Below are 26,791 nucleotides of genomic sequence, written 5' to 3' on the forward strand. Positions count from 1 at the left end.
TAATCGAGGCGCAAGAACGAATTCCGGAAGGCGGAACAGAGGCAGACATGGTGCAGGAACAGCCGGTTGTGGAGGGGGCTTTGGCGGCCGATTTGCCGGCGCTGGTGCAGATCCTCGCGGAAGACGAGGTCGGGGGCAAAGGCGATGCCTGGACGAATGATCTTGCGCCGGGCTACCGGGCTGCCTTCGAAGCCATCCTTGCCAATCCGGATCACCGCGTGATCGTCGCGCGCCACGAGGGCCGGGTGCTCGGCTTCGTGCATCTCTATTTCCTGCGTGGCCTGCCTTCACATGGCCGGCTCAAGGTTGTGCTGAATTCCGTGTTTGTTGCCGCTGCGGCCCGCGGCATGGGGGTCGGCGCCAGGCTCGTGGCGGCGGCGGAAGCCATCGCCCGGCAGGGCGGCGCGACAGAAGTGACACTGACTTCGGGCAAGAAGCGCGTCGATGCCCATCGGTTCTACCGCAACCTCGGCTACGAGCAACGCCATGAGGGCTTCGGCAAGGCGCTCGCCGGTCAGTGACCGCGCGCCTTCAGCCGTTCCCGGCATTCCCGGCTGAACGCGCGCCAATCCTGCTCGCCCTTGCGTCCGCCCGCCTTGAGAGCGCGCCATTCCTGACCGCATCGCCGCGTTCGGGCGAGGCTTTCGCGTTGCCGATCGCTGGCCTTTCGCTGGGGCCGGAGGAAGGGGCCGGCCGCATCGGCCTGGCCGGAATTGTCCTCGGGCCGGAGCGGATGCTGCCCGGGCAGCTGGGCTGGCAGGCCGGGCGAGGGTGACAGAAGGACAAGCAGGGGCAGGGCCACAATGACTGCCCGGAAACGCCGATGCATTCGGAAAACCTGAAATATAACTGAAAGAACAACGACATGCTGCGCCGCTTTTCTCGCCCCGTAAAGCAAGCGGACGTTGCATTTCCGGCATCGTCACGTTTTTGTGCCCGGCCTTATCGCGGCTCCCCCCTTGTTGCGGCGCGGCGCATCGCGATATGACAGGGCACATTCCGAATGCTGGAGCGCCTCATGCAGCCGATCGATCTTCACTACTGGCCGACACCGAACGGCTGGAAGATTTCCATTGCCCTCGAGGAAATGGGGCTTCCCTATGAGGTCCACCTCGTCGACATCACCAAGGGCGAGCAGTTCCAGCCCGATTTCCTGAAAATCGCGCCGAACAACAAGATGCCGGCCATCGTCGATTATGACACTGTCGGCGGCGAGCCGATCTCGCTTTTCGAGAGCGGCGCCATCCTCCAGTATCTCGGCCGCAAGACCGGTCAGCTCTACCCGGTCAACGAGCGCAAGCGCGTCGAGGTTGACCAGTGGTTGTTCTGGCAGATGGGCGGCTTCGGCCCGATGCTCGGCCAGACGCACCATTTCCGGATCTATGCGCCGGAAAAGATCGAGTATGCGATCAACCGCTATACCAACGAAACCAAGCGGCTCTATGGCGTGCTCGACAAGCGCCTGAAGGACCGCGAATGGGTGGCGGGCGACTATTCGATCGCCGACATTGCCATCGGCCCCTGGGCGAAGCTCTGGGAACGGCAGGGCCAGGACATTACCGAGTTCCCTCATGCAAAGCGCTGGCTCGATGCCTTCCTGGCACGCCCGGCCGTACAGCGGGGCCTCGCCGTGAGCTCGGAGAAGCGGGACCCGTCCTCGCAGAACATGAAGGATCCCAAGGTTCAGGAGATCCTGTTCGGAAACAAGGCGAAATCCTGATCGATGCGGTTTGCGGTCCTCGCCTTGCTGCTTTGCGCATCCGAGGCAAGGGCCGGATCCATCGAGATTACCCGGTCCTGTTTCGGCGATTTCTGCCTCGAATCGCGTGAGGCCTTCATGGCGGTGGCCGCTGACCCGGCCCGCCACCATTATCGCATCCGCTTCTCGCGCACCCAGTCGATGCTCTATGTCCAGACCGGGCCTGAGCCGAAATTCCCGCATTGCGAGCCGCTCTGCGACGTGGCCGAGCAAGCCGGCGAGCCACGCAGCCGACAGGCGCATACCGGGCGGCTGGTCGGGCGGCTGGTTGGGCCGGTCCCCGGCTGCGCAGGCCAGCCGGATCGCTTCGTCCATCTCTATGTATATGATACCTCGGCCAGTCCCGACTGGCTGACCGTGGTGCCGAATTGCCCCGGAATCAGATGACGACCGTCAGCGCCTTCGCTGCGCGGGTGATGGCGGTGTAGAGCCACCGCGTGCGGTGCTCGCGGAAAGCGAAGCTCTCGTCGAACAGCACCACGCGGTCCCATTGCGAGCCCTGCGCCTTGTGCACGGTGAGCGCGTAACCGTAGTCGAATTCCTCGACATGCCGGCGGATTTCCCAGGGGATCTCCTCGCCGATCCCCTCGAAAAAGCCACGTGGCACCACAACCTTGACCGTCGGGCCATTCCCGTCATCCGGGGCCACGCGCATATGGACAAACTCGCCCACGCGCTCTCCGACCAGCTTCACGGTCCAGGTCGAGCCGTTGAGCAGGCCCTTCTGACGGTTGTTGCGAAGGCAGACGAGTTTCTCGTCCTTTTCCGGCAGGGCATCGATCTTGCCCAGCAAGGTGCGGATCCGCGCATTGTATTTTCGTCGGGTCTCGTTCCGGCCCACCAGCACCTGGTCGGCTGCCAGGATCTGCTGCGCGTCGATCTGCTCGCGGCGGATGACCCGGCTGTCGCCATATTCGCCGGCCGGCAGCCGCTCGCCGTTCCGGGCGAGCATCGAAAGATGGATGATGGGATCGCCGGCGGCCTGCCGGTGCACTTCCGTCAGCATCACATCCGGCTCGGCCTCGGTGAAGAAGCCGCCGCCCTTGACCGGGGGAAGCTGCGCGGGATCGCCGAGGACCAGCACAGGCACACCGAAGGACAGAAGGTCTGTCCCCAGTTCGGCATCGACCATCGAGCATTCGTCAACGATGACCAGTTCCGCCTTCTTCACATCAGATTGCCGGTTGAGGACGAAGGTCGGCTCCTCGTTCTCGCTGTCTTTCGAGCGATAGATGAGGGAATGCAGGGTCTGGGCATCGCCGCAGCCTCTGTCGCGCATGACGGCAGCGGCCTTGCCGGTAAAGGCGGCGAACAGCACATCGCCGTCGATACCCTCGGCAATGTGTCGCGCAAGGGTTGTCTTGCCGGTGCCCGCATAGCCGAACAGCCGATAAACCGGCTCTCCGCGCTTCCGGCGGGCCGCCTTGTGCCAATCGGAAATCGCGGCAAGCGCGCGATCCTGCTGCGGGCTGAACTCCATCCCGCCTCTATAGCCGTTCAGCCCGATTCGGGAATGGGGGTCCCTCGGGGTCTCAGTCCACGCGGACCCAGTTCACGCTGCGGCACACGAGGCCCGCCAGTGCGCAACCCTCGGTGATCATCTGTTTCCCGTTGATCAGCACCTTGCCGGAATAGCTCTTGCCGTCTTCCGGGTTGAACGCCTTGCCGACCCAGCGATTGTCACCATTCGGCTTCATGTCGAAAAAGACGCGCTGGCCCACTTTTGCCGGGCCGGATGTTTCCTTCAGCCAGATGATCGACCCACAGGACGCATCACCGCATTTCGAGAAGCGGACCCGGCTCGCATTCGTATCCGTGCGCTGCCAGGTGCCCTGGAGCTCATTGGCCATGACCGGGGTGGCCATGAGGCCAAGGCCCGAAGCCATCGTGGCAGCCAGTAGCATTGCGTGGGCGTTTCGCATGGTCAGATTCTCCCTGTTTGAATTTGTTCTTATGAGATCAGTTCACATATAAACAAAAAAACGTCAAGGGCCTCGTCAGATGGCCGCGCGAGGCCGCGTCAGGGCGTCAATCTTGGGAATGGTTGAGAGAAGCTTCCGGAAAGGAATCTTGCCTGAAGCTGAATCCTTGATTCCAATAGGGAAATCAGGATTTCAGCCTTAGCGGAGCGTGAATGCCGGACAGGCTGGTAATTTCGGAAACGTGTCGTTAGGCACATCGATTCAGGGGTTCTTTGAAAGTTTGCTTCAAATTTGACGCATCGAAGGCAACGACATGGCTCAAGGCCAGCAGATCCTTCGATCAGGGCAGTCGTCAACAGAAGTGATACAGGGGGCTACAATGGGTATGGTGCAGCAAATCAATGCAGCCGGCGAACCGGAACTGAACTTCTTCGAAATGGGCGTCAACTATGCCTGCGGCCGGGCCGGCACTTTCGATCTGGTCGAGGCGCACAAGTGGTTCAATATCGCCGCTCTGCGTGGCGATACAGAAGCCGCCCGGCGCCGGCAGGAAATCGCCGCCGAACTGAGCGCGGCCGAGATTGCGGCTGCACAGCGCCGCGCCCGGGAATGGCTGTCGATCCATTGACGCCGTGGGTCTTAAGCCCGCAACGGGGGTGCTTCCTGGCGCCCCTTTTGCTGTGCGGACCAATCCTTCCGCCTCGGATTGCGGCTTGAACTCCAGCCCGCCCTCGGGCATAGAGCGTCCTCGCTGCTTCGGCAGCGCCGGAGACGTGGCCGAGAGGCTGAAGGCACTCGTTTGCTAAATGAGCATACCTCGAAAGGGGTATCGAGGGTTCGAATCCCTCCGTCTCCGCCATTTTTGCCTTCAATCGTTGATAATGCTATAGATTTTGGCCTGTTCAGCTCTCGTGAGCCCGATTGGTCAAAATCATGGTCAAAATCCTGGTTAAAATCCTGGTCAAAATTCCCATCTCCGGCAGTGTTTCCGGCGTCTCTGCTCGGCATGCTTCAAGCCGGGGAGGCCGCTGATGGGGCGCTCGAAAAAATCGAGCCCGACATATCTGCACCGGCGCGCAGATACGGGCGACTATGTTTACCTCAGAGCGATTCCGGCCCGCTTTCGTCCCTATTTCGTGGGTGAGGTCAGGCTTGGCTGGGCACAGCGCAGCTATGCGATCAAAGGGCAGGGCACCATAAAGATCAGCTTGGGCACCGATGACGTCACGCTTGCCTGTGAGCGTGCGCTTAAAATTCGTAGCCAGGTCGAACCGCTGATCGCGGCCCTGAAGCGCAAGCCTTCGGCGAGGGTTGCGGCGCCGTCGCCACAACTTGTGCCCCGGCTACCGCCCGAAGTCATTCGGGGCATTGGCGACCGGATCTATGCCGAGCTTCTCGCTACTGACGACGAGGCGACTCTCTATCCCGAGCGGGATATCTATGGTCTGGCGGAGGTGGCTGGGCAGGAGGGCGAGATCCTCGACCCGCGCGATTCAAGCTATGGCGGAAGGATCGACGACGCTTACGAGACGCTCCTCGCGGCCGCGCGCCGTGACCTTGCCGCAGTCGACATCACACCCGTTGAGGAAACCGTCACGCTCGAATTCGACGACGGCCCTTTCCTCGCGAAATCCATCGTTGATAGCGAACTTGAGCGATGCGGCATCGCGATCCTGCCAGGGCATCCCGATCGAAGGGTGCTGGCGCTGACAATCCTTCGTACGCGCGTTCGGGCCTATGAGGATCTCTTGGCTCGCCGGCAGGGTAAGCCAGTTCCAACACCAGCGCAGCCAGAAGCCATTCTGCCGCGCCCTGACGCTGATGGCCCCACTCTGACCCAACTTGCCGAGCGATTTCTGGCCGAGGTGGACCTGCCGGCGAAGACAAAGCAGCTTTATCGCCGCTATCTCCTGATGTTCGCAGAGTTCAGGGGAGATCGCGCCGCCAAGCTGGTCACGGCGCAGGATATGATCGCGTTCCGAAACCTACTGCTCCGGCTGCCGACGATCGTGCCAAGGGCGATGGCCGGTGCCTCTCCAGAGGCCCTTGCGGAATGGGCCGATCAAACACCGGGAACACCGCGTTTGTCACCACAAACGGTGAAGAATCGCGGCCTTGGTGCCGTGTCGTCGATGTTTGCGTGGGCGGTTGACGGGATGATCCTCGAGGTCAATCCTCGTCTTGGTGTGCGCGTTAAGAATGCAGAAGGGACGAAGCTCAAGAGGCTGCCTTACACGATGGATCAACTCGCCCGGATTTTTGCGATGCCGATCTATTGTGATCCCACCATTCGGCCGAAGGGCGGGGGAGGGGAGGCCGCAGTTTGGCTGCCTCTGCTCGCCCTTTTTACAGGTGCTCGCCTGGAAGAGTTGGCGCAGCTTCGCGTGGTGGATGTGCAGCGCCTCGAAGGCGTCGATGTTCTGGACCTCATGATCATCGATGATGATCCGATCGCCTCGACCAAGCGCAAGACGAAAAGCTCTCGCCGACTAGTGCCGATCCATCAGAAGCTCATCGAACTCGGGTTCCTCACCTATTGCGCAGCAATGAAGCGGAATGGTGAGACTCGCTTGTTTCCCGCCGTTACCTCTGCCTCAACCGAGAAATCCGCCGGGTTTTCCAAATGGTGGCGACGTTATTCACGAGCTTATAGTGAGATCAGTGGTGCCGAATTCGTATTTCACTCGTTCCGACACTTGTTCACCGATAAGCTGTTGGAAGTCACCGAAGACGAAAGGCTCCGTTTGCGCGTCACGGGACATGCGAATACCAGCATGAACGCGAAGTATGGTCGCGGCCACGAGATCGGAAAAATAAACGAGATAGTTCAAAGGGTTGAGTTCCGGGGGCTCGACTTCAGCCATATCAGATTGCCGACCTATGCTTGATTTTTGGCCTAAGCTGAATGAGCTGGCCCTGTTGTTCGCTCGAAATCGGGTCAACAAGATGTCCCAGCTTCGCAGTGAAACCTGCCGATCCGGATTGCGCCGCCATTTCGGTCGTTTGGCTAGCACGAGGAGTCCATCCGAAACCGGACATTTGTTTCGGCACTGTCCGTGCGACAGGTATAAAGGGCTTACGGTCGCCCACGACGCTAATCACCCAAGAGCACAGCACAATCGACGGGCCGCCTGAGGCCCGATGTCGGATACCGGAGACTTTGGCCGCGATCCGCAATCAACGGGCCGCGCCATTCGGACAGGGGCTCTGGGAAAAAAGGAGCTACTCGACGAGTACGCCGCCTGGGGGCAAGGGTTCGCTGATCTGGGTCGGGATGGTGACAATCAGTTCAGCGGCCCGGGTCGTACCGCCGATGATTGCAGCCACAGGGTTTTCGATACCATCGCGTGGGTTCAGTTCTTGGCCAGCAGCAAGCCGTCGGCCGATAAGCTGCACGATCGCCGGGCTTTGCGCGAACTTGCCATGATTCAGCGGATCATCGGAGGAGACCCCCGACAGGTCGACAACCATCACGCCGGCTCGCTCAAGCCCGCTCCGGTAAGGCTCCTGGGTCGGATTGATCGCTCCGAGCCGCGCCTTGCTGCCCAGAAGCCAGCGTGAAGCCGAGAGGGCCTTGTCATCCGTGGAGGTGAAAAGGACGATCGACGGCCTTGTCCTGGCGCTCCGGAGAATAGTCGCATGTGCCCTCGCGACATCGATATCGACATCAGGCGAGGCAAGCATGACGTCACGGATTTTCGGGTTGATACCTTTCCGGCGCACAACCATCTGGCGCAGGGTCTCGAGGGTCAGCCAGCCCCCCATTGAATGGGCGAGGACCGTGACCTGCGCCACTTCAGGTGATGCAGCCAGTGCATCAAGCGCGGCTTCCAGCCCATCGCGCGCCAGAGCGGCGCTCTCCCGGTCATAAGGATAGGCGCGTGCCGAACCCCAAGAGGCCCAGCTGAACAAAACCGGCGTGACCGCCGCACCGCTGTCCTGAACGATCTGCGCGAAACGGAAGGTCGCCTCGTCAAAGCGTGTATTGTAGCCATGGACAAACAGCAGCACGTGCCGGTCCGGCTGTGCGGCCAGCCTGTTTCGTAGCCGCTTGGTGAAGCCAGGCCTGTCCAACGGCTCAAAGGCCCTGAGCTGGAAGTGGCGTCCCGGGTCCGGCTCCCCCGAAGGCCATTGGATCTCGCCGATTGTTCGATTTTTGGGGATCGACAGGGCCAGCCGGGCAAACTGGGGCACGTCGTTCCGCTCACCGGAAAAACGCAGGCCGGGATCGGCCGACGGCTTGCGTGTGGCGATCGCGAAGATCTCCAGCGGAATACCGGGCGTGCCGGTCGTGGATTCCGGGACCATCAGTCCGGGTTCCGGTCGCGAGGAACAGGCGCCTAGGAGGCCCAAGGCTAAAAGTGCCGCCATGGTCCGACCGGCGAGGCATAACGACATGGCGGTGTTCCTCCGGAAGACAGAGCCGGGGCTGGAATGTGATCAGCCCTTGATCTGCGCCTTCACGGTCGGCATCAGCAGCGCCTTGCGGTTTTTCTTGCAAGCGGCTTCCGTTGCCTGCTCGATCCTCGCAAAGCCCTTGGTATCGATGCGCGGCTGGCTCTTCTCTGACGCGACAAATCCGGCGATCCAGGCGCTAAGGAGAAACTGTCCTTCGGCCTCGCTCGCCCGGTAATCGGCGCAGGACACCTTTGCGATATCGATGCTCAGCGGGCCACCCGGTGCAGATCCCGGATTGCGGGAGGCAGCCTCGATCAGGCTCATCACACGCTGGTCCCGGTTACGCGCACACCATTGTTCCATCGTCGCGATGTTGGTCCGCATGATTCGCAGGTTGATCTCCGTCTGGCCTTCCTTCTGGTTGAACCAGCCACTCATCCACGCAATGAAGTCCCGCCGCATTTCAGGTGCCATCGTCGCGTAGTCGATGCAGGTGACCTTGCTCATGTCCAGCGTGACTTGCGCCTGTGCCGGTGCGGCCATCACGACGGGGGCGAGAAGGCAAAGGGACCTGAGAAACCTGAACATCATGAAGTCAACTCCTGCGCTATGTCGATCCGGCCCGAAAGGGGCGGCAATCGGACAATAGGCTGTCGGGCGCGGCGCGACTTGCCATTTGACGTCAGGGGCGGCTGAGTCGCTGCTCCAACTGGCGGATGCCGGGATCGTCTGGCCGCAACCGGGCCAGGCGTGCGGCCAGCGCCCGGGCCGCCTCGTTGTCGCCGCGGCGGATTGCATCCTGGAATAGGGCCCCGGCGAGATCGAGATCGCCGGGGAAAAGGCCTGAGCCCTTGCGCAGGATTTCGCGAGCCTGATCCGGCTGCCCTGCCGACTGGAGGGCCAGGGCGTAGGCATAGAGATGACGCGCCTGTGGCTGACGATGCTCAGCAGCGATCCGGAACTCCGTCAGCGCATCTGAAGGCTTGCCGGAGCGCAACAGAGACAGTCCAAGCGCGTAGCGTGCGGCCGCGGCATCGGGATCGCGCGCGAGGGCGGCGCGCAGGATCGAGCCGGCCTCCGTCTCACGGCCTGTCCGGCGCAGAAGATCCGCGAGATTGATGGCCGTTGCGGCGGAACCGGGGTCCAGCCGCCATGCCGCACGATACTCGGCTTCAGCATCGGCGATGCGCCCCCGCTTCAGAAACAGCACGGCAAGGGCCATGCGGGCCTCTGGCCTGTCGAGATGCGCTGTTTCGGCAGCCTCCGCCTCACGGAGTGCCGCCATGAGCCGGCCGGCATCCGGTGGTGCCAGTGTATCGGGCCTGAGATCCGCCAGCGCGATGGCGGCGGCGATCCTGACGACTCGGATCGGATCCGCAAGGCTGGGGAGGAGACGCTGACGCCTGATCTCCACCGGCAATGATTCGTGCTCCCGGATCGCCGTGGCTCGTACCAGCGGATCGGAATCCGCCAAGGCGATGGCAAGAACCCGGGCAGTGCCCAGCGCCGGCCAGTTGCCCAATTCGGCAAGCGCCGTTGCCCGCGCGGTGGCCGGTTGAGCCGGGTCGATGGCCAGAGCCTGGAGGACAAGGCGTGCGCCCGGATCGCCGGCCCGAGAATCGTGAAAGGCCTCCCCGAAGGCCTGGAAGCCCTTGCGGGGTGGCCCGTGCAGGCGCTCGAGTGCAGCCGCGGCCCAGATGGCCGGCTTGTCGGCATGGCAGGCCTGGCAGGTATTCGGTGTTCCCAGCCGGGCTGTCTGGTCTGGCCGCGGGATTCGGAACGAATGGTCGTGCCGCCGGTCGATCTGCATGTAGGTCCGGGCCGGCATGTGACAGGCGACACAATCCGGCGATCCGGGTCCGGTGACATGGCCGGTATGGGCGGGCACCGAAAAGCGCGCTGGCTCATGGCACTGGCCGCAAATCTCAGCCCGCCCGGCACGGAGCTTTCCGGCATGTGGATCATGGCAATGGCCGCAGGTCACGCCTTTCTGGAACATCAGGCTCTGCCGGAAGCTGTGATCATTGAACACCTCGTCTTTCATCTGGCCGTCATGCTCGAACAGGTCCGGCGCCAGCAAGACGGGGCGATGGCCATCAAGGAAGGGCTGGCCAGGCTGCCAGCCAGCTTCAATCTGGCTGCGGCGGCTATGGCAACGGGCGCAGGTCTCGACTTCGGCCGAGGGGCCGGGAGGGCCCGTCAAGCCGGTTCTGCCGGACGCTGCGGGGAGGGGACCGACCCGCGGCTGCCCGGCCGGGAAGCCCTTCAATGGTTCCTCCCCCGGCGCTCCCCTGGCCGCCCAGCCGAGATGGCCTGCGGCCGGTCCGTGACAACTTTCGCAGCCGGCGCCCAGTTCACGCCAGCGGGTCTCGAACCGGTCTGCCTCCGGGCGATAGCCCTTCTCATACCCTGTCACATGACACTCGATGCACATGTGGTTTGCATTCTGCTGGAGGCCCAACCAATGCCGCGGATCTCCCGGGGCGATGGGTTCATCGCCATAGATTGCAAACCAGCGCTGCCCGCCATCAACGGCCGGCCGGCTGTCCCAGGCCCAAGGGAGCACCTGCAACCGCCCATCCGGCAGGGTGACGAGATACTGCTGGAGAGGCGTCCAGCCGAATGTATGCGAGAGCGTGAACCTCGCCGGCTGACCCGCCTTGTCCGAGGTTTCCACAAGATATCTCCCCTGCTCGCGGAAGAAGCGGGCTGAGCTTCCCCCGGCAGAGGTGGTGGCATTGCCGAAATCGCCGAGCACGGCGCCGGGCCTGTCAATCGCGAACATTGCATGGGCATGATGGGAGCCCGACCAAGCCTCGAATTGCGTGGCATGGCACCCGCGGCAGGCTCCGGAGCCCACGAAGCCCTGCTCTGCCGGCAGGTGGTTGGCAAGACGGTCCTGCGCTTTCGGCAACAAGGGCATCATTGCGAAAATCGCAACCCCAATCATGGCGATCGTCAATACGATCCAGACCGGCAAATGGCGGGCAGTGGCATGGATCATGACGGGGCCATAGCGACCTTCGCTTGAGAACACGCCTACTTTCTGGTCCAGCCTTCCGCACTTCGCCAGCGCATCGCGCCATCTGGCGCCAAATGGCAAGCCGGGTGTCCGTCCCACCGATAGTCTCCGTGCAATTCTGATTTGCTCCGGAGCCTGCGAATGTTGCCCAGACTTCTTGCCGCCGCCTGTGGGGGAGTATTGGCCCTTGGTGCGCTTTCGCTTGGTCCCGCCGGTCTTCCGGGCCGGGACGCAGTCGAGGCACGTCCAGCAGGCCCGGCCACGCGGCCGGCCGGCAGGCCCGGTGCCGCCCCAGCCCGGCGACCGGTCCATGTCCACCACCACCATCATCGGCCTCGCCCGATCATTGTCGCCCCCGTTCGGCCGCTTCCGGTTGTCCATCCCTGGTATTGGGGTCGCGTGGTGGCAGGCGTGACGATCGGAACGGTTATTGTGGTCACGGCCGCAGGGCTTGCGCCAAAGGCGCCGTCCTCAACACTTTGCTGGTTCTGGACCGATGACACCCAGCTGCGGGGCTACTGGGACTATTGCGTGCCGCCGACCTCCTGAGCCGCCCGTCAATCAAGAGAATTCAAGAAGGGAGTTCCGCCATGGCGGTCACGAAGCGTAGTCCGATCCAGCACATTCGGGGGATTGGCGGTATGGTTGCAGGCCTTGTCCTGATGTCCGGTGCAGGACAGGCAGCGGATTTCGGAAGGCCGGCACCAGTGGTCAAGGCGCCGGTTGTTGTCGGCCCTGCCTTCACCTTCACCACCTCGGCCTATCTCTGGGCCACCGGCCTCGAGGGGCGTCTCCGCACGCTCCCGCCGTTTCCGGCAGCGAACGTGAATATCGGCTTCGACGAGGTGATGAAGAATTTCGACGGCGGCCTCATGGGGACCGCCGAGATGCGTTACGGCCGCTATATCGGGTTTTTCGACTTCATGGCGAGCAAGATCTCGCCCGGCAAGGCGATCAACCCGGCAGGCTATCCCGGCAGTGTGAAGATGGTCAGCGGCTCCTTCACCGGCATGGCTGCCGCCGGGTATCGCTGGGTCGATGATCCCCGCTACTCGGTGGATGGCTTTGCCGGGATCCGCGGCTTTGCCATGCGCAATTCGCTGAAGGTTCAGGTCGTTCCGGTCGCGCTCAAGCTGACCAATTCCGAACAATGGATCGATGCTGTCGTGGGCGGCCGCCTGAAGGTGAATTTTGCTCCGTCTTGGCACAGCGTCCTGATGGGCTTCGTTGGCACAGGCGGCTCACGATACATGTGGGATGTCTATGGCGGCATTGGCTATGACTTCAACAAGAGCTGGTCTGCCTTTGCCGGGTATCGCGCGATGAAGGTCGACTACCGTCGGGGCTCCTTCGTTTACGATGCCTACCAGCATGGACCTTTGCTCGGGATCCAATCGCATTTCTGAGGCCGGTGGATCAGCCGGCACAGGATGCCGCGCTGGTTCGACATCAAACCAACCGCAAGGGGGAACCATGTTGAAACAGTTTCTGCGTGGTGCGAGTGTTGCCCTGATGGCGCTGGCGCCATCCTGGGTTACAGCACAGGCGCCGCAAAAGCCGCATATCCTCTACATAGTGGCAGATGATCTCGGCCGGGCCGATCTTGGCTTCCAGGGCGCCGAATTCAAGACGCCGACGCTGGATCAACTCGCCAGCGAGGGGGCCGTTCTGGATCAATTCTATGTCCAGCCGATGTGCACGCCGACGCGCGCAGCCCTGATGACGGGCCGCTATCCGATCCGCTACGGCATGCAGAGCTTCGTCATCCTGCCGGAACAGACCTACGGCATTCCGCTGGAAGAGAAGCTTCTCCCGCAATTGCTCAAGGAAGCGGGTTATTCGACCTCGATCATCGGCAAATGGCATCTTGGCCATGCCGATCGCAAGCTTTGGCCTCGCCAGCGGGGCTTTGACTACCAGTACGGTGCGTTGATCGGCGAGGTCGACTACTACAACCACGATGTGCATGGCACCAAGGACTGGTATCGGAATAACCAGCTCCGGAACGAGCAAGGATATGCCACCACGCTTTTCGGCCGCGATGCCGTGCGCTACATTGAGGCGCATGATCCGAAGAAGCCGATGTTCATGTATCTCGCCTTCAACGCGCCACATACGCCGCTTCAGGCGCCGAAGGAATACATCGACCGGTTTAAGTCGATCCCGGACGAGAACCGCCGAACCTATGCCGCCATGATTGCGGCGATGGATGACCAGATTGGCAATGTGCTCGCGGCGCTCAAGAAGAAAGGCATGCGCGACAACACTCTGATCATGTTCCATTCCGACAATGGCGGCGTCCGTTCGGCTGCTTTTGCTGGCCAGATCGCAACGAAGGGCGAGCCGCCGGCAAGCAACAAGCCGTTCCGGGATGGCAAGGGCTCGCTCTATGAAGGCGGGACTCGCGTTGTCGCCTTTGCCAACTGGCCCGGTAAGATCAAGGCCCAGAAGGTCAGCGGCATGATGCATATCGTCGATATGCTGCCGACCCTGACCAGTCTTGCCGGCGCTTCAACCAACGGCACGCAACCGCTCGACGGTATGAATGTCTGGAAGACCATCGCCGAGGGTGCGCCTTCGCCGCGGACAGAGATCGTCTACAATGTCGAGATGTTCCGGGCTGCCGTCCGCCAGGGCGACTGGAAGCTGGTCATGCGGTCGACGCTGCCGGCCAAGCTGGAGCTCTTCAACCTGACGCAAGATCCGGGCGAGGCCAAGGATGTATCGGCCGAGAACCCGCAGATCGTGGCCACGCTTCAGAAGCGGATTGACACGCTGGCGAAGGAGATGAAGCCTTCGATGTTCTTCGCGCAAACGTTCAAGGCCTATATGGGCCGGCATGCTCCCGCGCCCGTCTTCCCCAATGACGATGCCTACTTTACCTCGGTCGACTGAGTGATGGATTGACCGAAAACGCCGGCCGGGGCCTTCGGGCCCCGGCCTCAGATACCCCTGATTTTTATGGCCAGCCGGGCTTTCGGTGAATTGATTTAACTATTGCCGGGAGGTCCGATGTCTCGTGCGATCGCGCGGTCCAGTCTCATCCACATGCTTCCTGCCCATCTCGAACAGATGGGGATCGATGCCGCGTCGATCTTCCGGCAGGCCGGCATGGGACCCGACCACATGGTATCGCCGCTGATCGTGCGTCGCGCGCAGATCCATGCCGCGCTCGGTCTGGCAGCCCGTGCTGCCGGCCAGGCCGAAATTGCTCTTTCCCTCGGCGGTGCTGCCGAACCAGCGAAGCTGGGGCCGCCGGGTCTTGCCATGCTGGCCGGTCAATCGCTGGAGGCCTGCCTTCGCGGGCACCTGTCCCTGATGCCGCGGCTCCAGAATGATTGCGAGCACCGGCTTTGGGTTGAAGGTCAGAGTGCGATCTTCTCGCACCGGCTTGTCGGAGACGACCAGACCGCTTGGCTCCTTTACGAAGGAGCGATGGCGTTCATTGTGCAATTGATCCGCCAGATCCTTGGTTCGAACTGGGCTCCGGAATTGATCACCTTTCCGCATGCCTGCCGGGGCCGTCGCGCCGCCTACGAGGCACATTTCGGCGGGCCCGTCGTCTTTGGAATCCATGCCGAGGCGCGGATATACTTCCCCAAGGCACTGCTCAGCGCGACACGAAAGTCCTACCCGTCGGGCACCAATGCGCCATCGCTGGCCGAGATGATGCCGATCGGGCAGTTCTGCCTCGTGGAGATGGAACGCTTCGACTATGACTCGAAGCGTCTTTTCGAAGCTCTGTTTCCGATGATAGAGGCGAGCTTGCCTTACACCGCGCTAACGATCGCGAATGCATCGACCAGGCTCGGCCTCTCGCCCCGCACCTTGCAACGTCGACTTGCCGAAAGCGGCTGGACCTTTGAGTCCCTTGTCGATCACCAGCGCTGGATGCTCGCCCGAAAGCGGCTGGCGGACCTGACACAGTCCATCACTGATGTCGCCATGTCCCTTGGCTATTCCGACGCCGCGCATTTCAACCGCGCCTTCAGGCGATGGGAGAATTGCTCGCCATCGAAATATCGTCAGACGCTGCAGGATTCGGAAAAGGGCGGCAGCGCTTGCTGATCGCGCCAACCGATGAAGTGAAGGCACGCTCCTCTCGGTGTGGGCCATGTCGAGCTGGGCTCGAGCTTGTTTCCACTCCATGGGTCTCACCCGCCAGGTTTGAATTCGGCATCCGGTTTCACTGAGGTACCAAACACCGCTTTGACCGGGCACTTTCGAAGTCTGCTTTGCATCCGCAAACCGACCACGGAGCGAAGACCGCGCAATGGCAGCTAACCGGTTCGGGCTTCCTGAACCTGAATGTCTCCTTCGCGCCCCCAAAGTGGTCGTTGAAGGTCCTGGCAAGCCAAGCCGAAAGCAGACATTCATCGGGGACACATGCCCCTGACCCGCCAGCCCCTATGCCGCCTTTGGTATCCGCTTCATAGCCAGTGTTGCTGCTAGACCGGCCACGGCGAAACGCCGAACAGCGTCGCATGGGCCCAGATGAGGCAGGCCCAGAAGACGATGGCGAAGCCAATACGCTGCACCGAGACCATGATCTTCGGCGTTGAGTGGCCAGTGAACCAGGCATGAAGAGGCCAGTTGGATGTGCCTTTGGCCAGCCTTGTCCATTCCGCGTTGCCAAATTCCGCGCGCCGGCGCCGGTCAATCAGCGTCATGCCGATGACAGCAAAGAGCCCCAGCGCACCGAAGAGCAGGACATGGGCGAGATCGCCATTCGGGATGACATGCGCGAAGGCCCAGAGGGCGAGCGCGACCAGCAGCGGGTGGCGGGCGAAACCGGCAATTCCCGGGTTCTCGGGCTCGAAGCGCTCGGGATGCCGCCCGCCAAAGGAAAGCGGGTTGGGCGCGGCAATCGTCAAACTGATGATCCCAAATACAATCGGCATCACGAAGAATGGCACCCATCTCTGCCATGCCGCGGGCGCCCAGAGTCCAACATGCGGGGCCCGCGCGGCGGCGTCGATCAGCCAGCCCAGACTGACCAGGGATACAAGACCATAAAGGGTCCAGAAGGTCCGGCTACCGAATTGACGGATGAGCCTTGCCCGGATGCGCGGTCGCATCGGCAGGGAATGCGAGACACCGAAAGTCAGGGCGGCGATCGTAAATTCCATCATGTGGGATGCACGAGCAGGAAACGCATGGGATTTCGCCTAGCACGCGGGATCATCGATTGTCGGTACGGGCCGCGCCAGGGACAGTAGCGCCTCGCGGTCATTAAGCTGGACATGCCGCCCGCGAATATCGACCTTGTACGGGATCAGCGCGGCAATCGAGCGTGAAAGGACTTCGGGCGCCATCCCGAGACGGGAGGCCAGCACTTTCTTGTCATAGGGAATTTCCAGCTTTCCGGTGCTGCCGCCCTTTTCATCCTCTGCGATCAGCCAATTGGCCAGCCGCTCGAGGCTGGAGCGCAATTTCTGGTTCTTCAGTTCCTTCACGACGCCGCGGTAGGCCAAAGCCATATCCACCGCGAGGGCGCGAGCGAAATGCGCGTCCTCGGCAAAGCCTTCCCGGACCGCCTCGGCAGGCAGCATCAGGATCCGGGTCGGCGTCAGGCCCCGCGCCGACTTGAGATAGACGCGGTCCAGCAAGACCGCCGCGATGATGAAGCTGTTGCCGGGCCCGAGGACGGAAATTGTGGTCTCGCGATCGCGGTAGCCGGCATAGATCTCCACCTGACCCTGAACGATCACGTAGAGGAAATCAGCCGGATCGCCCTCATGCACCAGTTCGACATGGGCCGGAAACCGCTGGACAAAGGCACTGCGCAGGAGCGAGTCGACATAGGCCGCACCTACTCCGTCAAAGAGCGGCAATTGCCGCATTTCCTGCAAGTCTTCATCGCGCATGACGGCACCTCCTTCTGCACCTTTCGTCAAATGCGCAATCACGTCCTTGATATTGATCAAGCCTGGATTTGACAGAACCGAGGCTGTGTCTTGATCGAGAATGCGCTCCGTCTTGACAAATTAAGTACCTGTTCTTGAAAGATTTTATGGCCTTTTCTGGGTTGATTCAAATCAAGGCCCGGATCTTTCCCCCTGCCAAGCATGGCTTCCGCGTTCGACCTGAGAGCGCGTTTTCCATGAAGAGGGGGCGAGCATGGCTGTCGCCACTGTCACCGCATCGGACCAGAACAGGGCACTTTGGTTCTCGACCATTGCCTTCACGGTTTGTTTCGCGGTCTGGACGATTTTCGCGATCATCGGCATCCAGATCAAAAAGGATCTGGGCCTTTCCGATACGCAATTCGGGCTGCTGGTTGGGACGCCGATCCTCACCGGATCGCTGATCCGCCTGCTGCTTGGTATCTGGGCTGACCAGTATGGTGGCCGCATGGTCTATACGGCGACCATGCTGACCGCCGCGGTCATGACCTTCCTGCTTACCTTCGCCTATGATTACCCGACGTTCCTGATTGCCGCGCTTGGCGTCGGCATCGCCGGTGGCTCCTTCTCCGTTGGCGTCGCCTATGTCGCCAAATGGTACCCCAAGGAGAAGCAGGGCACGGCGCTCGGCATTTTTGGCGCCGGGAATGTCGGCGCGGCTGTCACCAAGTTCGCCGCCCCGGTCATTATGGTCGCCTATGGCTGGAAGAGTGTCGCGCTCGTCTGGGCGCTGGCCCTCGGGATCATGGGCATCCTGTTCTTCCTCTTCACCAAGGATGACCCGGACCTCGCCCGCCGTCGCGCCACCGGTGCAAAGCCGGAACCGCTTTCGGCCATGATGGAGCCACTCCGGAACATCCAGGTCTGGCGGTTCTCGCTCTACTATTTCTTCGTGTTCGGGGCTTTCGTCGCCCTGGCCTTGTGGCTGCCGCGCTACCTGATCGGCGTCTACGGGCTCGATATCGCCACCGCCGGCATGATCGGCGCGATGTATTCCATCCCCGCCTCGATCTTCCGCGCCTATGGCGGCCATCTCTCGGACAAGTATGGCGCCCGGACGATCATGTACTGGACCTTCCTGGTCTCGATCGTCTGCACCTTCATCCTGTCCTATCCGCCCACGAGCTATATCGTCGAAGGCATTCGCGGCCCGGTGGAATTCAGCACGCGGATGGGGCTGGTTGGCTTTGTCGTCACGGCCTTCGTGCTCGGCTTCTTCATGAGCCTGGGCAAGGCGGCGGTCTACAAGCACATCCCGGTCTATTACCCGGATCGCGTGGGTGCGGTTGGTGGCGTTGTCGGCCTCGTCGGCGGTCTCGGTGGGTTTGTGCTGCCGATCGCTTTCGGTGCGCTCAATGACCTGACGGGCGTCTGGCAGAGCTGCTTTTGGCTGCTCTTCGCCATCGTGACCATCGCTGCCGTCTGGATGCATCTCGCCATCCGCTCGATGGAAAAGCAGGCCATGGGCGCCACGCTGAACAAGCTGCCGCAACTGCCGGAAATGCAGCCGATCCATGGCCCGGAACAGGAAGGTGCGCTCGCCGCCAAGGGCGCGATCCAGGATTGGCGGCCGGAAGATCCTGGCTTCTGGCAGGGGCAGGGACGTGCCATCGCCCGCCGCAATCTCTGGATCTCGGTTCCGTGCCTGCTCCTTTCCTTCGCGGTCTGGATGGTGTGGTCGGTCGTGGTGGCGCGTCTGCCGAGCGTCGGCTTCGCCTTCACCAATGAACAGCTGTTCTGGTTGGCCTCGCTGCCCGGGCTTTCCGGGGCGACCCTCCGCATCTTCTACAGCTTCATGCCGGCCATGTTCGGCGGCCGGCTCTGGACTACGCTTGCCACATGGTCACTGCTGATCCCGGCTCTCGGCATGGGCTTCGCGGTCCAGAACCCGGAAACGCCCTACTGGATCTTCCTGGCGCTCGCCCTGCTTTGCGGCTTTGGCGGTGGCAACTTCGCCTCCTCGATGGCCAATATCTCTTTCTTCTTCCCGAAGGCGGAGAAGGGCAACGCCCTCGCCATCAATGCCGGCCTCGGCAATCTCGGCGTCAGCGTGGTGCAGTTCGTCGTGCCGCTCGCGATCACGGCCGGGGTTTTCGGCGCACTCGGCGGCTCGCCGCAAACCGCCACGCTCAACGGTGTCACCACGACATTGTGGCTCCAGAATGCCGGCTTCGTCTTCGTGCCCTTCATCATCGCCTCGGCCTTCGCGGCCTGGTTCGGGATGAATGACATCGCCTCGATGAAGGCCAGCTTCGCTGATCAGGCGGTGATCTTCCGCCGGACCCATAACTGGGTGATGTGCTGGCTCTACACAGGCACATTCGGCTCCTTCATCGGGTATTCCGCCGGGTTCCCGCTGCTTTCGAAGATCCTCTTCCCCGAGGTAAACGCCCTGCAATACGCCTTCCTGGGACCGCTGGTCGGTGCGGTTTCCCGCGCCTTCTCCGGCAAGGCCTGCGACCGGATCGGCGGCGGGCGCATCACCTTCTGGGTCTTCGTGGCCATGTGCCTCGGCGTGGTCGGTATCCTTTATGCGATCGGCATGAAGGGGAACCCCAGCGCCTTCCCGGTCTTCTTCGCGAGCTTCCTGTTCCTCTTCGCAGCGACCGGCGTCGGCAATGCCTCGACCTTCCAGATGATCCCCGCGATCATGCGGCAGGAAGTGGCCCGGCTCGAGCCGCAGCTCAGGGGCCAGGATCTCGTCAAGCAATCCGACAAGGAAAGCGCGGCGATCATCGGGTTCACTTCGGCGGTGGCCGCCTATGGCGCCTTCTTCATCCCGAAGAGCTTCGGCACCTCGATCGCCATGTCCGGCTCTGCGGCCGGCGCCCTCTACGCCTTCCTTGGTTTCTACATCACCTGCATCGCCATCACCTGGTGGTTCTACACCCGGCGCGGCGGCCTCCTCCACGACATCGAGCGGGGCCGTGCGCCCCGCCCGGCGACGCCTGTCGCCAATCCCGCCTGATCCGAATTGCTAGCCAGAGAGGCGACAGACCATGTCCCATTTTCTCGACCGCCTGACCTTCTTCAACAAGATCTCAGAGCCCTTCGCCAATGGCCATGGCGTGACCACGGCTGAGGATCGCCGCTGGGAGGATGGCTACCGGAAGCGCTGGCAGCACGACAAAATCGTGCGTTCGACCCATGGCGCGAACTGCACCGGCTCCTGCTCGTGGAAGATCTATGTGAAGGGCGGGATCGTCACCTGGGAAACCCAGCAGACTGACTATCCGCGCACCCGGCCGGACTTGCCGAACCATGAGCCGCGCGGCTGCTCGCGCGGGGCCTCCTACAGCTGGTATCTCTATTCCGGCAACCGGGTGAAATACCCGTTGATCCGTTCGCGCCTGATCCGCTTGTGGCGGCGGGCCCGTGCAACGCTTTCGCCGGTCGCGGCCTGGACCTCGATTGTCGAGGATCCGGACAAGCGTGCTTCCTACACAACGAAGCGCGGCCATGGCGGCTTCGTCCGCTCGAGCTGGGACGAGGTCAACGAGATCATCGCGGCAGCCAATGCCTATACCGCCCGCACCTACGGGCCGGATCGCATCCTTGGCTTCTCGCCGATCCCCGCCATGTCGATGGTGAGCTACGCCGCAGGCTCGCGCTATCTCAGCCTGATCGGCGGCGTGTGCATGTCGTTCTACGATTGGTATTGCGACCTGCCGCCAGCTTCGCCGCAAACCTGGGGCGAGCAGACCGACGTTCCGGAATCCGCCGATTGGTACAATGCCGGCTTCATCATCCTCTGGGGCTCGAATGTGCCGCAGACGCGCACGCCGGATGCGCATTTCTATACCGAGGCGCGGTATCGCGGTACCAAGAGTGCTGTGATCTGCCCGGATTATTCCGAAGCGTCGAAATTCGGGGACATCTGGCTGCCGGTGAAGCAGGGCACCGATGCCGCGCTTGCCATGGCGATGGGCCATGTGATCCTCACCGAATACCATGTGAAGCGGCAGGTTCCGTATTTCCAGGATTACATCCGGAAATACACGGATATGCCGATGCTGGTCCGGCTGGTGAAACAGGATGGCCGGCTCGTGCCGGAACGCTTCCTGCGCGCCTCGGATTTCGACAAGGGTCTCGGCGAGGCGAACAATCCGGAATGGAAGACAGTCGCCTATGACGAGGGCTCCGGCAAGATCGTCGTTCCCAACGGGACGATCGGCTTCCGCTGGGGCGAACAGGGCAAATGGAACCTCGAGGAAAAGGCCTCGGACGGCCAGGAAACCAAGCTCCGCCTCACGCTGAAGGGCATTGAGGACGAAACCGCCTCGGTTGCCTTCCCCTATTTCGGCAATATCGAGAACGAGCATTTCACGCATTCCGATCATGGCTCGATCCTCGAGCGGGCGATCCCGGTGAAACGGCTGAAACTGGCCGATGGCGAGGCGCTGGTTGCCAGCGTCCATGATCTCTTCGTTGCGAATTACGGCGTCGATCAGGGCTTCGGCGGCGAGAATGTGACCGGCGATTATAATGCCGATCTGCCCTACACCCCCGCCTGGGCCGAGAAGATCACCGGTGTTTCCCGCGACAAGATCATCCAGGTGGCACGTGAATTTGCCACCAATGCCGAGAAGACCAACGGACGTTCGATGGTGATCATCGGGGCGGCGATGAACCATTGGTACCACGCCGACATGAATTACCGCGGCGTGATGAACATGCTCATCATGTGCGGCTGCATCGGCCAATCTGGCGGCGGCTGGGCGCATTATGTCGGTCAGGAAAAGCTGCGGCCGCAGGCCGGCTGGGCGCCGCTCGCCTTCGCGCTGGACTGGGGCCGTCCGCCCCGGCAGCAGAATTCCACCTCGGCCTTCTACGTGCACACCAATCAGTGGCGCTACGAGACGATGAAGGCGATGGACATTGTCTCGCCCACCGCCCCGGCGGGCCCCTGGGACAGCGCGATGATCGACTACAATGTGCGGGCCGTCCGCATGGGCTGGTTGCCGGCCTATCCGACGCTGACGCAGAACCCGCTTGATATCGCCGCCAAGGCGAAGGCAGCAGGCCTTGAACCGAAGGATTACGTGGCCAAGGGCCTGAAATCAGGTGAGGTCAGCTTTGCCTGGGAAGATCCTGACAATCCAAAGAACTGGCCGCGCAACCTGTTCGTCTGGCGCTCCAACCTGCTCGGCTCATCCGGCAAGGGGCATGAATACTTCCTCAAGCACCTCCTTGGTACGTCAAATGGCGTCTTGGGCAAGGATCTCGGCTCGGCAGAGGCTGCCGGCACCAGGGAAGTGAACTGGGTCAAGGAAGCCCCGGAAGGCAAGCTCGACCTCTTGGTCACGCTCGATTTCCGCATGTCCACGACTTGCGTCTACTCGGACATCGTGCTCCCGACCGCCACCTGGTACGAGAAGAACGATCTCAACACCTCCGACATGCACCCCTTCATCCACCCGCTGACCAGCGCGGTAGACCCGGCCTGGGAGGCCCGTTCGGACTGGGAGATCTACAAGGGCATCGCCAAGGCCTTTTCGCAGGTCGCGCCCGAAGTGCTGGGCGAAGAGACCGACATCGTTCTCAACCCGATCAAGCACGATACGGCCATGGAAATGGCACAGGCCTTCGATCCGAAGGACTGGAAGAAAGGCGAGTGTGAGCCCATTCCCGGCAAGACGATGCCGGTCGTGGTGCCGGTGCAGCGGGACTATGCCCATATCTACGAGCGCTTCACCGCGCTTGGCCCGCTGATGGACACGCTCGGCAACGGCATCAAGGGCATGGCCTGGAAGACCGGCCATGAGGTCGATCACCTAAAAGCGCTCAATGGCACCCATCTCGAGGGGGCCAACAAGGGGCTGGCCCGGATCGTCTCGGATATTGATGCGACCGAGGTCATCCTGATGATGGCCCCGGAAACCAACGGTGAAGTCGCCGTCAAGGCCTGGGAGGCGCTGAGCAAGACGACCGGTCGCGAGCACGCCCATCTGGCCCTGCCCAAGGAAGACGAGAAGATCCGCTTCCGCGATGTCGTCGCCCAGCCGCGCAAGATCATCTCGGCGCCTACCTGGTCTGGGCTCGAGAGCGAGAAGGTCTGCTACAATGCAGGCTACACGAATGTGCATGAGCTCATTCCGTGGCGCACGCTCACAGGGCGGCAGCAGCTCTACCAGGACCATCTCTGGATGCGGGCCTTCGGTGAGGCGCTCTGCAATTACCGGCCGCCGATCGATCTCAAGACCATCCATCCGGTCAAGGGCACCAAGCCCAACGGCGAAACCGAGATCGTCCTCAACTTCATCACCCCGCACCAGAAATGGGGCATCCATTCCACCTATACCGACAACCTTTTGATGCTGACGCTCAGCCGTGGCGGACCGATCGTCTGGTTGTCCGAAACCGACGCCCGCAAGGCCGGCATCGTCGATAACGACTGGGTGGAAGCCTACAATTCCAACGGGGCGCTGGTGGCCCGCGCGGTAGTTTCGCAACGCATGAAGGAGGGCACGCTCTTCATGTACCACGCGCAGGAAAAGATCGTGAATGTGCCCGGTTCGGAAATGACCGGGCAGCGCGGGGGCATCCATAACTCGGTGACGCGTGTGGTGCTCAAGCCGACGCACATGATCGGCGGCTACGTCCAGTTTGCCTATGATTTCAACTACTACGGCACGATTGGAACCAACCGCGACGAATTCGTCGTGATCCGAAAAGTCAAGAATGTCGACTGGCTGGAGCGCCCGCATCCGGACCAGGTTGCCACGGCTGCCGAATAAGGAGAACGGCCATGAAAATCCGCGCACAGATCGCGATGGTGCTCAACCTCGACAAGTGCATTGGCTGTCACACCTGTTCGGTGACATGCAAGAACGTGTGGACCAACCGCGAAGGCATGGAATACGCGTGGTTCAACAATGTCGAGACCAAGCCTGGTATCGGCTACCCCAAGGATTGGGAAAACCAGAAGCGCTGGAAGGGTGGCTGGACCCGCAAGCGCAACGGCAAGATCGAGCCGCGCATCGGGGGTAAATGGCGGATCCTGGCGAATATCTTCGCCAATCCGGACTTGCCGGAAATCGATGATTACTACGAGCCCTTCACCTTCGACTACGAGCACCTCCAGAAGGCGCCCGAACTCGAAGCCTTTCCGACCGCAAGGCCGCGTTCGCTGATCACCGGCGAGCGGATGGAGAAGATCAACTGGGGTCCGAACTGGGAGGAAATCCTCGGCGGTGAGTTCGCCAAGCGCTCGGCCGACGTGAATTTCGAAGGCTTGCAGAAGGAGATGTACGGCCAGTTCGAAAATACCTTCATGATGTATCTGCCGCGGCTCTGCGAGCATTGCCTCAATCCGGCCTGCGTTGCTTCATGCCCGTCCGGAGCGATCTACAAGCGCGAGGAGGATGGCATCGTCCTGATCGATCAGGACAAGTGCCGCGGCTGGCGCATGTGCGTCTCGGGCTGCCCCTACAAGAAGATCTATTTCAACTGGTCGAGCGGAAAGAGCGAGAAGTGCATCTTCTGCTATCCGCGCATCGAGGCGGGCCAGCCGACGGTCTGTTCGGAAACCTGCGTCGGCCGCATCCGCTATCTCGGCGTGATGCTCTATGACGCCGACCGGATCGAGGAAGCCGCCAGCGCAGCCAACGAAACCGATCTCTATGAAGCGCAGATGCGGATCTTCCTCAACCCCAATGATCCTGCCGTCATTGAGCAGGCACGCCGTGACGGGATCTCAGACAACTGGCTCGAAGCAGCCCGGCAATCACCGATCTGGAAGATGGCGATGGAATGGAAGGTCGCTTTTCCGCTCCACCCGGAATACCGGACCCTGCCGATGGTCTGGTATGTCCCGCCGCTTTCGCCGATCACGGCGGCGGCAGAGGCCGGGAAGATGGGCATCGATCGCGGCATGCCGGATGTGAAATCGCTCCGCATTCCGCTGAAATATCTCGCCAATCTGCTGACGGCCGGGGATGAGAAGCCGGTGGCTCTCGGGCTCGAACGCATGTTGGCCATGCGGGCCTATATGCGGGCCAAGACGGTGGACGGCGTGATCGATGAGGCCGTCGCTGCCCGCGTGGGCCTCACCGGCGAGCAGATCGAGGCGATGTACCACGTGATGGCGATTGCCAATTACGAGGATCGTTTCGTCATCCCGACCACGCATCGCGAGGTGACCGAGGATGCCTACGAGTTGCGCGGTCAATGCGGCTTTTCGTTCGGCGATGGCTGCCTGCCTTCCGACAGCAGCACCAACCTTTTCGGCGGCATCAAGCTGAAGAACGATAAGCCGAAGGTGGGGGCCTATTGAGATGAAAACGCTACGTATTCTCTCAGCCCTGCTGACCTATCCCGATGCTGATCTCCTCGCCGCCCTGCCGGAATTCGTTCCGGTTCTCGAACGGGAGGCATGGCTGCCGGCATCGGAGCGCAAGGCGCTGGCCGGCCTGATCAACACGCTCGCCGCCAGCGACCCGATCGAGGCGCAGGAACGCTACATCCTGCTTTTCGACCGGACCCGCTCGCTCTCGCTGCACCTGTTCGAGCATGTCCATGGCGAAAGCCGGGATCGTGGCCAGGCGATGGTGGACCTGATCAAGCTCTACGAGGATGGCGGCTTCACGCCAACCACCAAGGAACTGCCGGATTTCCTGCCGCTTTTCCTAGAGTTTGCTTCGACCCGTCAGCCGGAAGAAGCGCGGGATCTGATCCAGCAGCCGCTTCAGGTGATGGCCGCGCTCCGGGAACGCCTTGCCAAGCGCGGGGCGATCTATCTCCCGGTCTTCGATGCGTTGTTGGCACTTGCCCGCGTGAAACCGGATGCCGCGATGCTCGAACGCCTGCTCGCCGAGCCGGATCCCGAGCCGGATGATCTCGAGGCCCTCGATGCCGCCTGGGAGGAAGAGGAAGTCCGTTTTGGGCCGGCAGCCGGTTCTGATGGCTGCGGGCATGACAGCCTCGCCTCGAAGCTGCGCCAGGCCCGGCGCCCGGCGCCCGGCCTTGCCACCCCCGATCCGGCCAGCCTCCGGCCCGCCGTCACCACGTCAACCGCGCTCCGCCGCTGACCCCTGAGGGAGAGTTCCATGCGCGACACCATCTTTCACATCCTCTTCGTCTGGTATCCCTATGTCTGCCTTTCGTCCTTCATTTTCGGATCCATCATCCGGTTTGATCGCGAGCAATACACCTGGAAGGCGCATTCCAGCCAGATCCTGCGCAAGAAGCAGCTGAGCTGGGGGTCGAACCTCTTTCATTTCGGCATTCTGTTCCTGTTCCTTGGCCATACCGTCGGACTTCTGACGCCCAAGGCGATCTATTCGATCTTCCTCACACCGGCGGAAAAGCAGCTTGTCGCGATTGTCGCGGGCGGCATTGCCGGGACGGTGTGCTTCGTCGGGCTCAGCCTCTTGCTGCACCGGCGGTTGTTCGACGCCCGGATCCGCCAGACCTCGACCTATATGGACCTTTCGATCCTGACGATCCTGTGGGTCCAGCTCTGCCTCGGCTTGATCACCCTGCCGTTCTCGCTCGCCCATTCCGATGGTTCGGTGATGATCCAGCTTTCGCACTGGGCGCAAGGCATCCTGACGGTGCAGCCGGTTGATGCGAAGACATTGCAGGGACTCGACTGGCCCTATCTGGCCCATCTGGTTCTCGGGATGACGATCTTCCTGCTCTTCCCCTTCTCCCGGCTGGTCCATATCTGGTCGGCGCCGGTCTGGTATCTCGGCCGGAAGGGCTATCAGGTCGTTCGGACCCGGCGCCCGCTGGCCGGCTCTGATGCCCAGCGCCCGACGCACCGGCCGGCGGAGTAACGGCC

Annotated in this window: 22 protein-coding genes and 1 tRNA gene; 16 read left to right on the forward strand and 7 right to left on the reverse strand. The window is 62.0% G+C overall.

Annotation, left to right across the window (positions count from 1 at the left end):
- Positions 1–47 precede the first annotated feature (47 nt).
- The 4 genes from P0652_RS11905 (at position 48) to P0652_RS11920 (ending at position 2,146) form a co-directional block, all read left to right on the forward strand.
- Positions 48–521 (forward strand): GNAT family N-acetyltransferase, encoded by a 474-nt coding sequence (locus P0652_RS11905; RefSeq protein ID WP_284179021.1) that lies wholly within the window; start codon positions 48–50, stop codon positions 519–521.
- Positions 518–775, forward strand: a complete 258-nt coding sequence (locus P0652_RS11910) for a hypothetical protein (RefSeq protein WP_284179022.1) — start codon at positions 518–520, stop codon at positions 773–775. Before P0652_RS11905 ends, P0652_RS11910 begins: the two co-directional genes overlap by 4 nt.
- A gap of 243 nt (positions 776–1,018) precedes the next feature.
- The gene (locus P0652_RS11915; protein WP_284179024.1) at positions 1,019–1,720 is read left to right on the forward strand and encodes a glutathione S-transferase family protein; all 702 of its coding nucleotides are present in this window, start codon (positions 1,019–1,021) and stop codon (positions 1,718–1,720) included.
- A 3-nt stretch (positions 1,721–1,723) separates the two neighbouring features.
- Entirely contained in the window at positions 1,724–2,146 is a 423-nt protein-coding gene (locus P0652_RS11920) for a hypothetical protein (protein WP_284179025.1), read from the forward strand.
- Here P0652_RS11920 and P0652_RS11925 read toward each other — a convergent pair.
- On the reverse strand, positions 2,139–3,239 hold the full coding sequence (locus P0652_RS11925; protein ID WP_284179026.1) for an ATP-dependent DNA helicase: 1,101 nt from the start codon (positions 3,237–3,239) through the stop codon (positions 2,139–2,141). The genes P0652_RS11920 and P0652_RS11925 overlap by 8 nt on opposite strands.
- Positions 3,240–3,291: 52 nt before the next feature.
- On the reverse strand, positions 3,292–3,681 hold the full coding sequence (locus tag P0652_RS11930; protein ID WP_284179027.1) for a DUF2147 domain-containing protein: 390 nt from the start codon (positions 3,679–3,681) through the stop codon (positions 3,292–3,294).
- Positions 3,682–3,994: 313 nt separating this feature from the next.
- Between P0652_RS11930 and P0652_RS11935 the strand changes: the two genes are divergently transcribed.
- The 3 genes from P0652_RS11935 (at position 3,995) to P0652_RS11945 (ending at position 6,569) form a co-directional block, all read left to right on the forward strand.
- Positions 3,995–4,309, forward strand: a complete 315-nt coding sequence (locus P0652_RS11935; protein WP_349774981.1) for a hypothetical protein — start codon at positions 3,995–3,997, stop codon at positions 4,307–4,309.
- 139 nt (positions 4,310–4,448) lie between these two features.
- Positions 4,449–4,540: transfer RNA gene (locus P0652_RS11940), tRNA-Ser, on the forward strand.
- A gap of 172 nt (positions 4,541–4,712) precedes the next feature.
- The gene (locus P0652_RS11945; RefSeq protein WP_284179028.1) at positions 4,713–6,569 is read left to right on the forward strand and encodes a tyrosine-type recombinase/integrase; all 1,857 of its coding nucleotides are present in this window, start codon (positions 4,713–4,715) and stop codon (positions 6,567–6,569) included.
- A 334-nt stretch (positions 6,570–6,903) separates the two neighbouring features.
- On the opposite strand, the gene P0652_RS11950 is transcribed toward P0652_RS11945, so the two are convergent.
- From P0652_RS11950 to P0652_RS11960, 3 genes are all read right to left on the reverse strand, one after another.
- Positions 6,904–7,989 carry an alpha/beta hydrolase gene (locus P0652_RS11950; protein ID WP_284179029.1) on the reverse strand — a complete coding sequence of 362 codons (1,086 nt, stop codon included), beginning with the start codon at positions 7,987–7,989 and terminating at the stop codon, positions 6,904–6,906.
- Between the two features lie 132 nt (positions 7,990–8,121).
- Positions 8,122–8,670 carry an HdeA/HdeB family chaperone gene (locus P0652_RS11955; RefSeq protein ID WP_284179030.1) on the reverse strand — a complete coding sequence of 183 codons (549 nt, stop codon included), beginning with the start codon at positions 8,668–8,670 and terminating at the stop codon, positions 8,122–8,124.
- 91 nt (positions 8,671–8,761) lie between these two features.
- Positions 8,762–11,116 carry a tetratricopeptide repeat protein gene (locus P0652_RS11960; protein WP_284179031.1) on the reverse strand — a complete coding sequence of 785 codons (2,355 nt, stop codon included), beginning with the start codon at positions 11,114–11,116 and terminating at the stop codon, positions 8,762–8,764.
- A gap of 126 nt (positions 11,117–11,242) precedes the next feature.
- Between P0652_RS11960 and P0652_RS11965 the strand changes: the two genes are divergently transcribed.
- The 4 genes from P0652_RS11965 to P0652_RS11980 all read left to right on the forward strand — a co-directional run bounded on the left by P0652_RS11965 (position 11,243) and on the right by P0652_RS11980 (position 15,169).
- Positions 11,243–11,650, forward strand: a complete 408-nt coding sequence (locus P0652_RS11965; RefSeq protein ID WP_284179032.1) for a hypothetical protein — start codon at positions 11,243–11,245, stop codon at positions 11,648–11,650.
- A 41-nt stretch (positions 11,651–11,691) separates the two neighbouring features.
- Positions 11,692–12,507 carry a hypothetical protein gene (locus P0652_RS11970; protein ID WP_284179033.1) on the forward strand — a complete coding sequence of 272 codons (816 nt, stop codon included), beginning with the start codon at positions 11,692–11,694 and terminating at the stop codon, positions 12,505–12,507.
- Positions 12,508–12,574: 67 nt separating this feature from the next.
- Positions 12,575–13,996 (forward strand): arylsulfatase B, encoded by a 1,422-nt coding sequence (locus tag P0652_RS11975; protein WP_284179034.1) that lies wholly within the window; start codon positions 12,575–12,577, stop codon positions 13,994–13,996.
- A 117-nt stretch (positions 13,997–14,113) separates the two neighbouring features.
- A complete protein-coding gene (locus tag P0652_RS11980) occupies positions 14,114–15,169 on the forward strand; it encodes a helix-turn-helix transcriptional regulator (protein ID WP_284179035.1) in 1,056 nt (351 codons plus the stop codon).
- 380 nt (positions 15,170–15,549) lie between these two features.
- Here the strand turns inward: P0652_RS11980 and P0652_RS11985 are convergent, their stop codons facing one another.
- A complete protein-coding gene (locus P0652_RS11985) occupies positions 15,550–16,233 on the reverse strand; it encodes an NnrU family protein (protein WP_284179036.1) in 684 nt (227 codons plus the stop codon).
- Between the two features lie 36 nt (positions 16,234–16,269).
- A complete protein-coding gene (locus P0652_RS11990; RefSeq protein ID WP_284179037.1) occupies positions 16,270–16,968 on the reverse strand; it encodes a cyclic nucleotide-binding domain-containing protein in 699 nt (232 codons plus the stop codon).
- Positions 16,969–17,221: 253 nt separating this feature from the next.
- On the opposite strand from P0652_RS11990, the gene P0652_RS11995 reads away from it, so the two are divergent.
- From P0652_RS11995 to narI, 5 genes are read left to right on the forward strand one after another with little or no spacing between them, the layout of a single operon-like run.
- The gene (locus P0652_RS11995; protein WP_284179038.1) at positions 17,222–19,975 is read left to right on the forward strand and encodes a nitrate/nitrite transporter; all 2,754 of its coding nucleotides are present in this window, start codon (positions 17,222–17,224) and stop codon (positions 19,973–19,975) included.
- Positions 19,976–20,006: 31 nt separating this feature from the next.
- A complete protein-coding gene (locus P0652_RS12000) occupies positions 20,007–23,744 on the forward strand; it encodes a nitrate reductase subunit alpha (RefSeq protein ID WP_284179039.1) in 3,738 nt (1,245 codons plus the stop codon).
- A gap of 11 nt (positions 23,745–23,755) precedes the next feature.
- Positions 23,756–25,282 carry a nitrate reductase subunit beta gene (gene narH / locus P0652_RS12005; RefSeq protein ID WP_284179040.1) on the forward strand — a complete coding sequence of 509 codons (1,527 nt, stop codon included), beginning with the start codon at positions 23,756–23,758 and terminating at the stop codon, positions 25,280–25,282.
- A gap of 1 nt (position 25,283) precedes the next feature.
- Entirely contained in the window at positions 25,284–26,036 is a 753-nt protein-coding gene (narJ, locus tag P0652_RS12010) for a nitrate reductase molybdenum cofactor assembly chaperone (RefSeq protein ID WP_284179041.1), read from the forward strand.
- Between the two features lie 18 nt (positions 26,037–26,054).
- Positions 26,055–26,786, forward strand: coding sequence for a respiratory nitrate reductase subunit gamma (gene narI, locus P0652_RS12015; protein ID WP_284179042.1), 732 nt, complete (start codon positions 26,055–26,057; stop codon positions 26,784–26,786).
- The last annotated feature ends 5 nt before the right edge of the window (positions 26,787–26,791 follow it).

Source organism: Rhabdaerophilum sp. SD176, from assembly GCF_030143245.1.
Lineage (GTDB): Bacteria > Pseudomonadota > Alphaproteobacteria > Rhizobiales > Beijerinckiaceae > Rhabdaerophilum.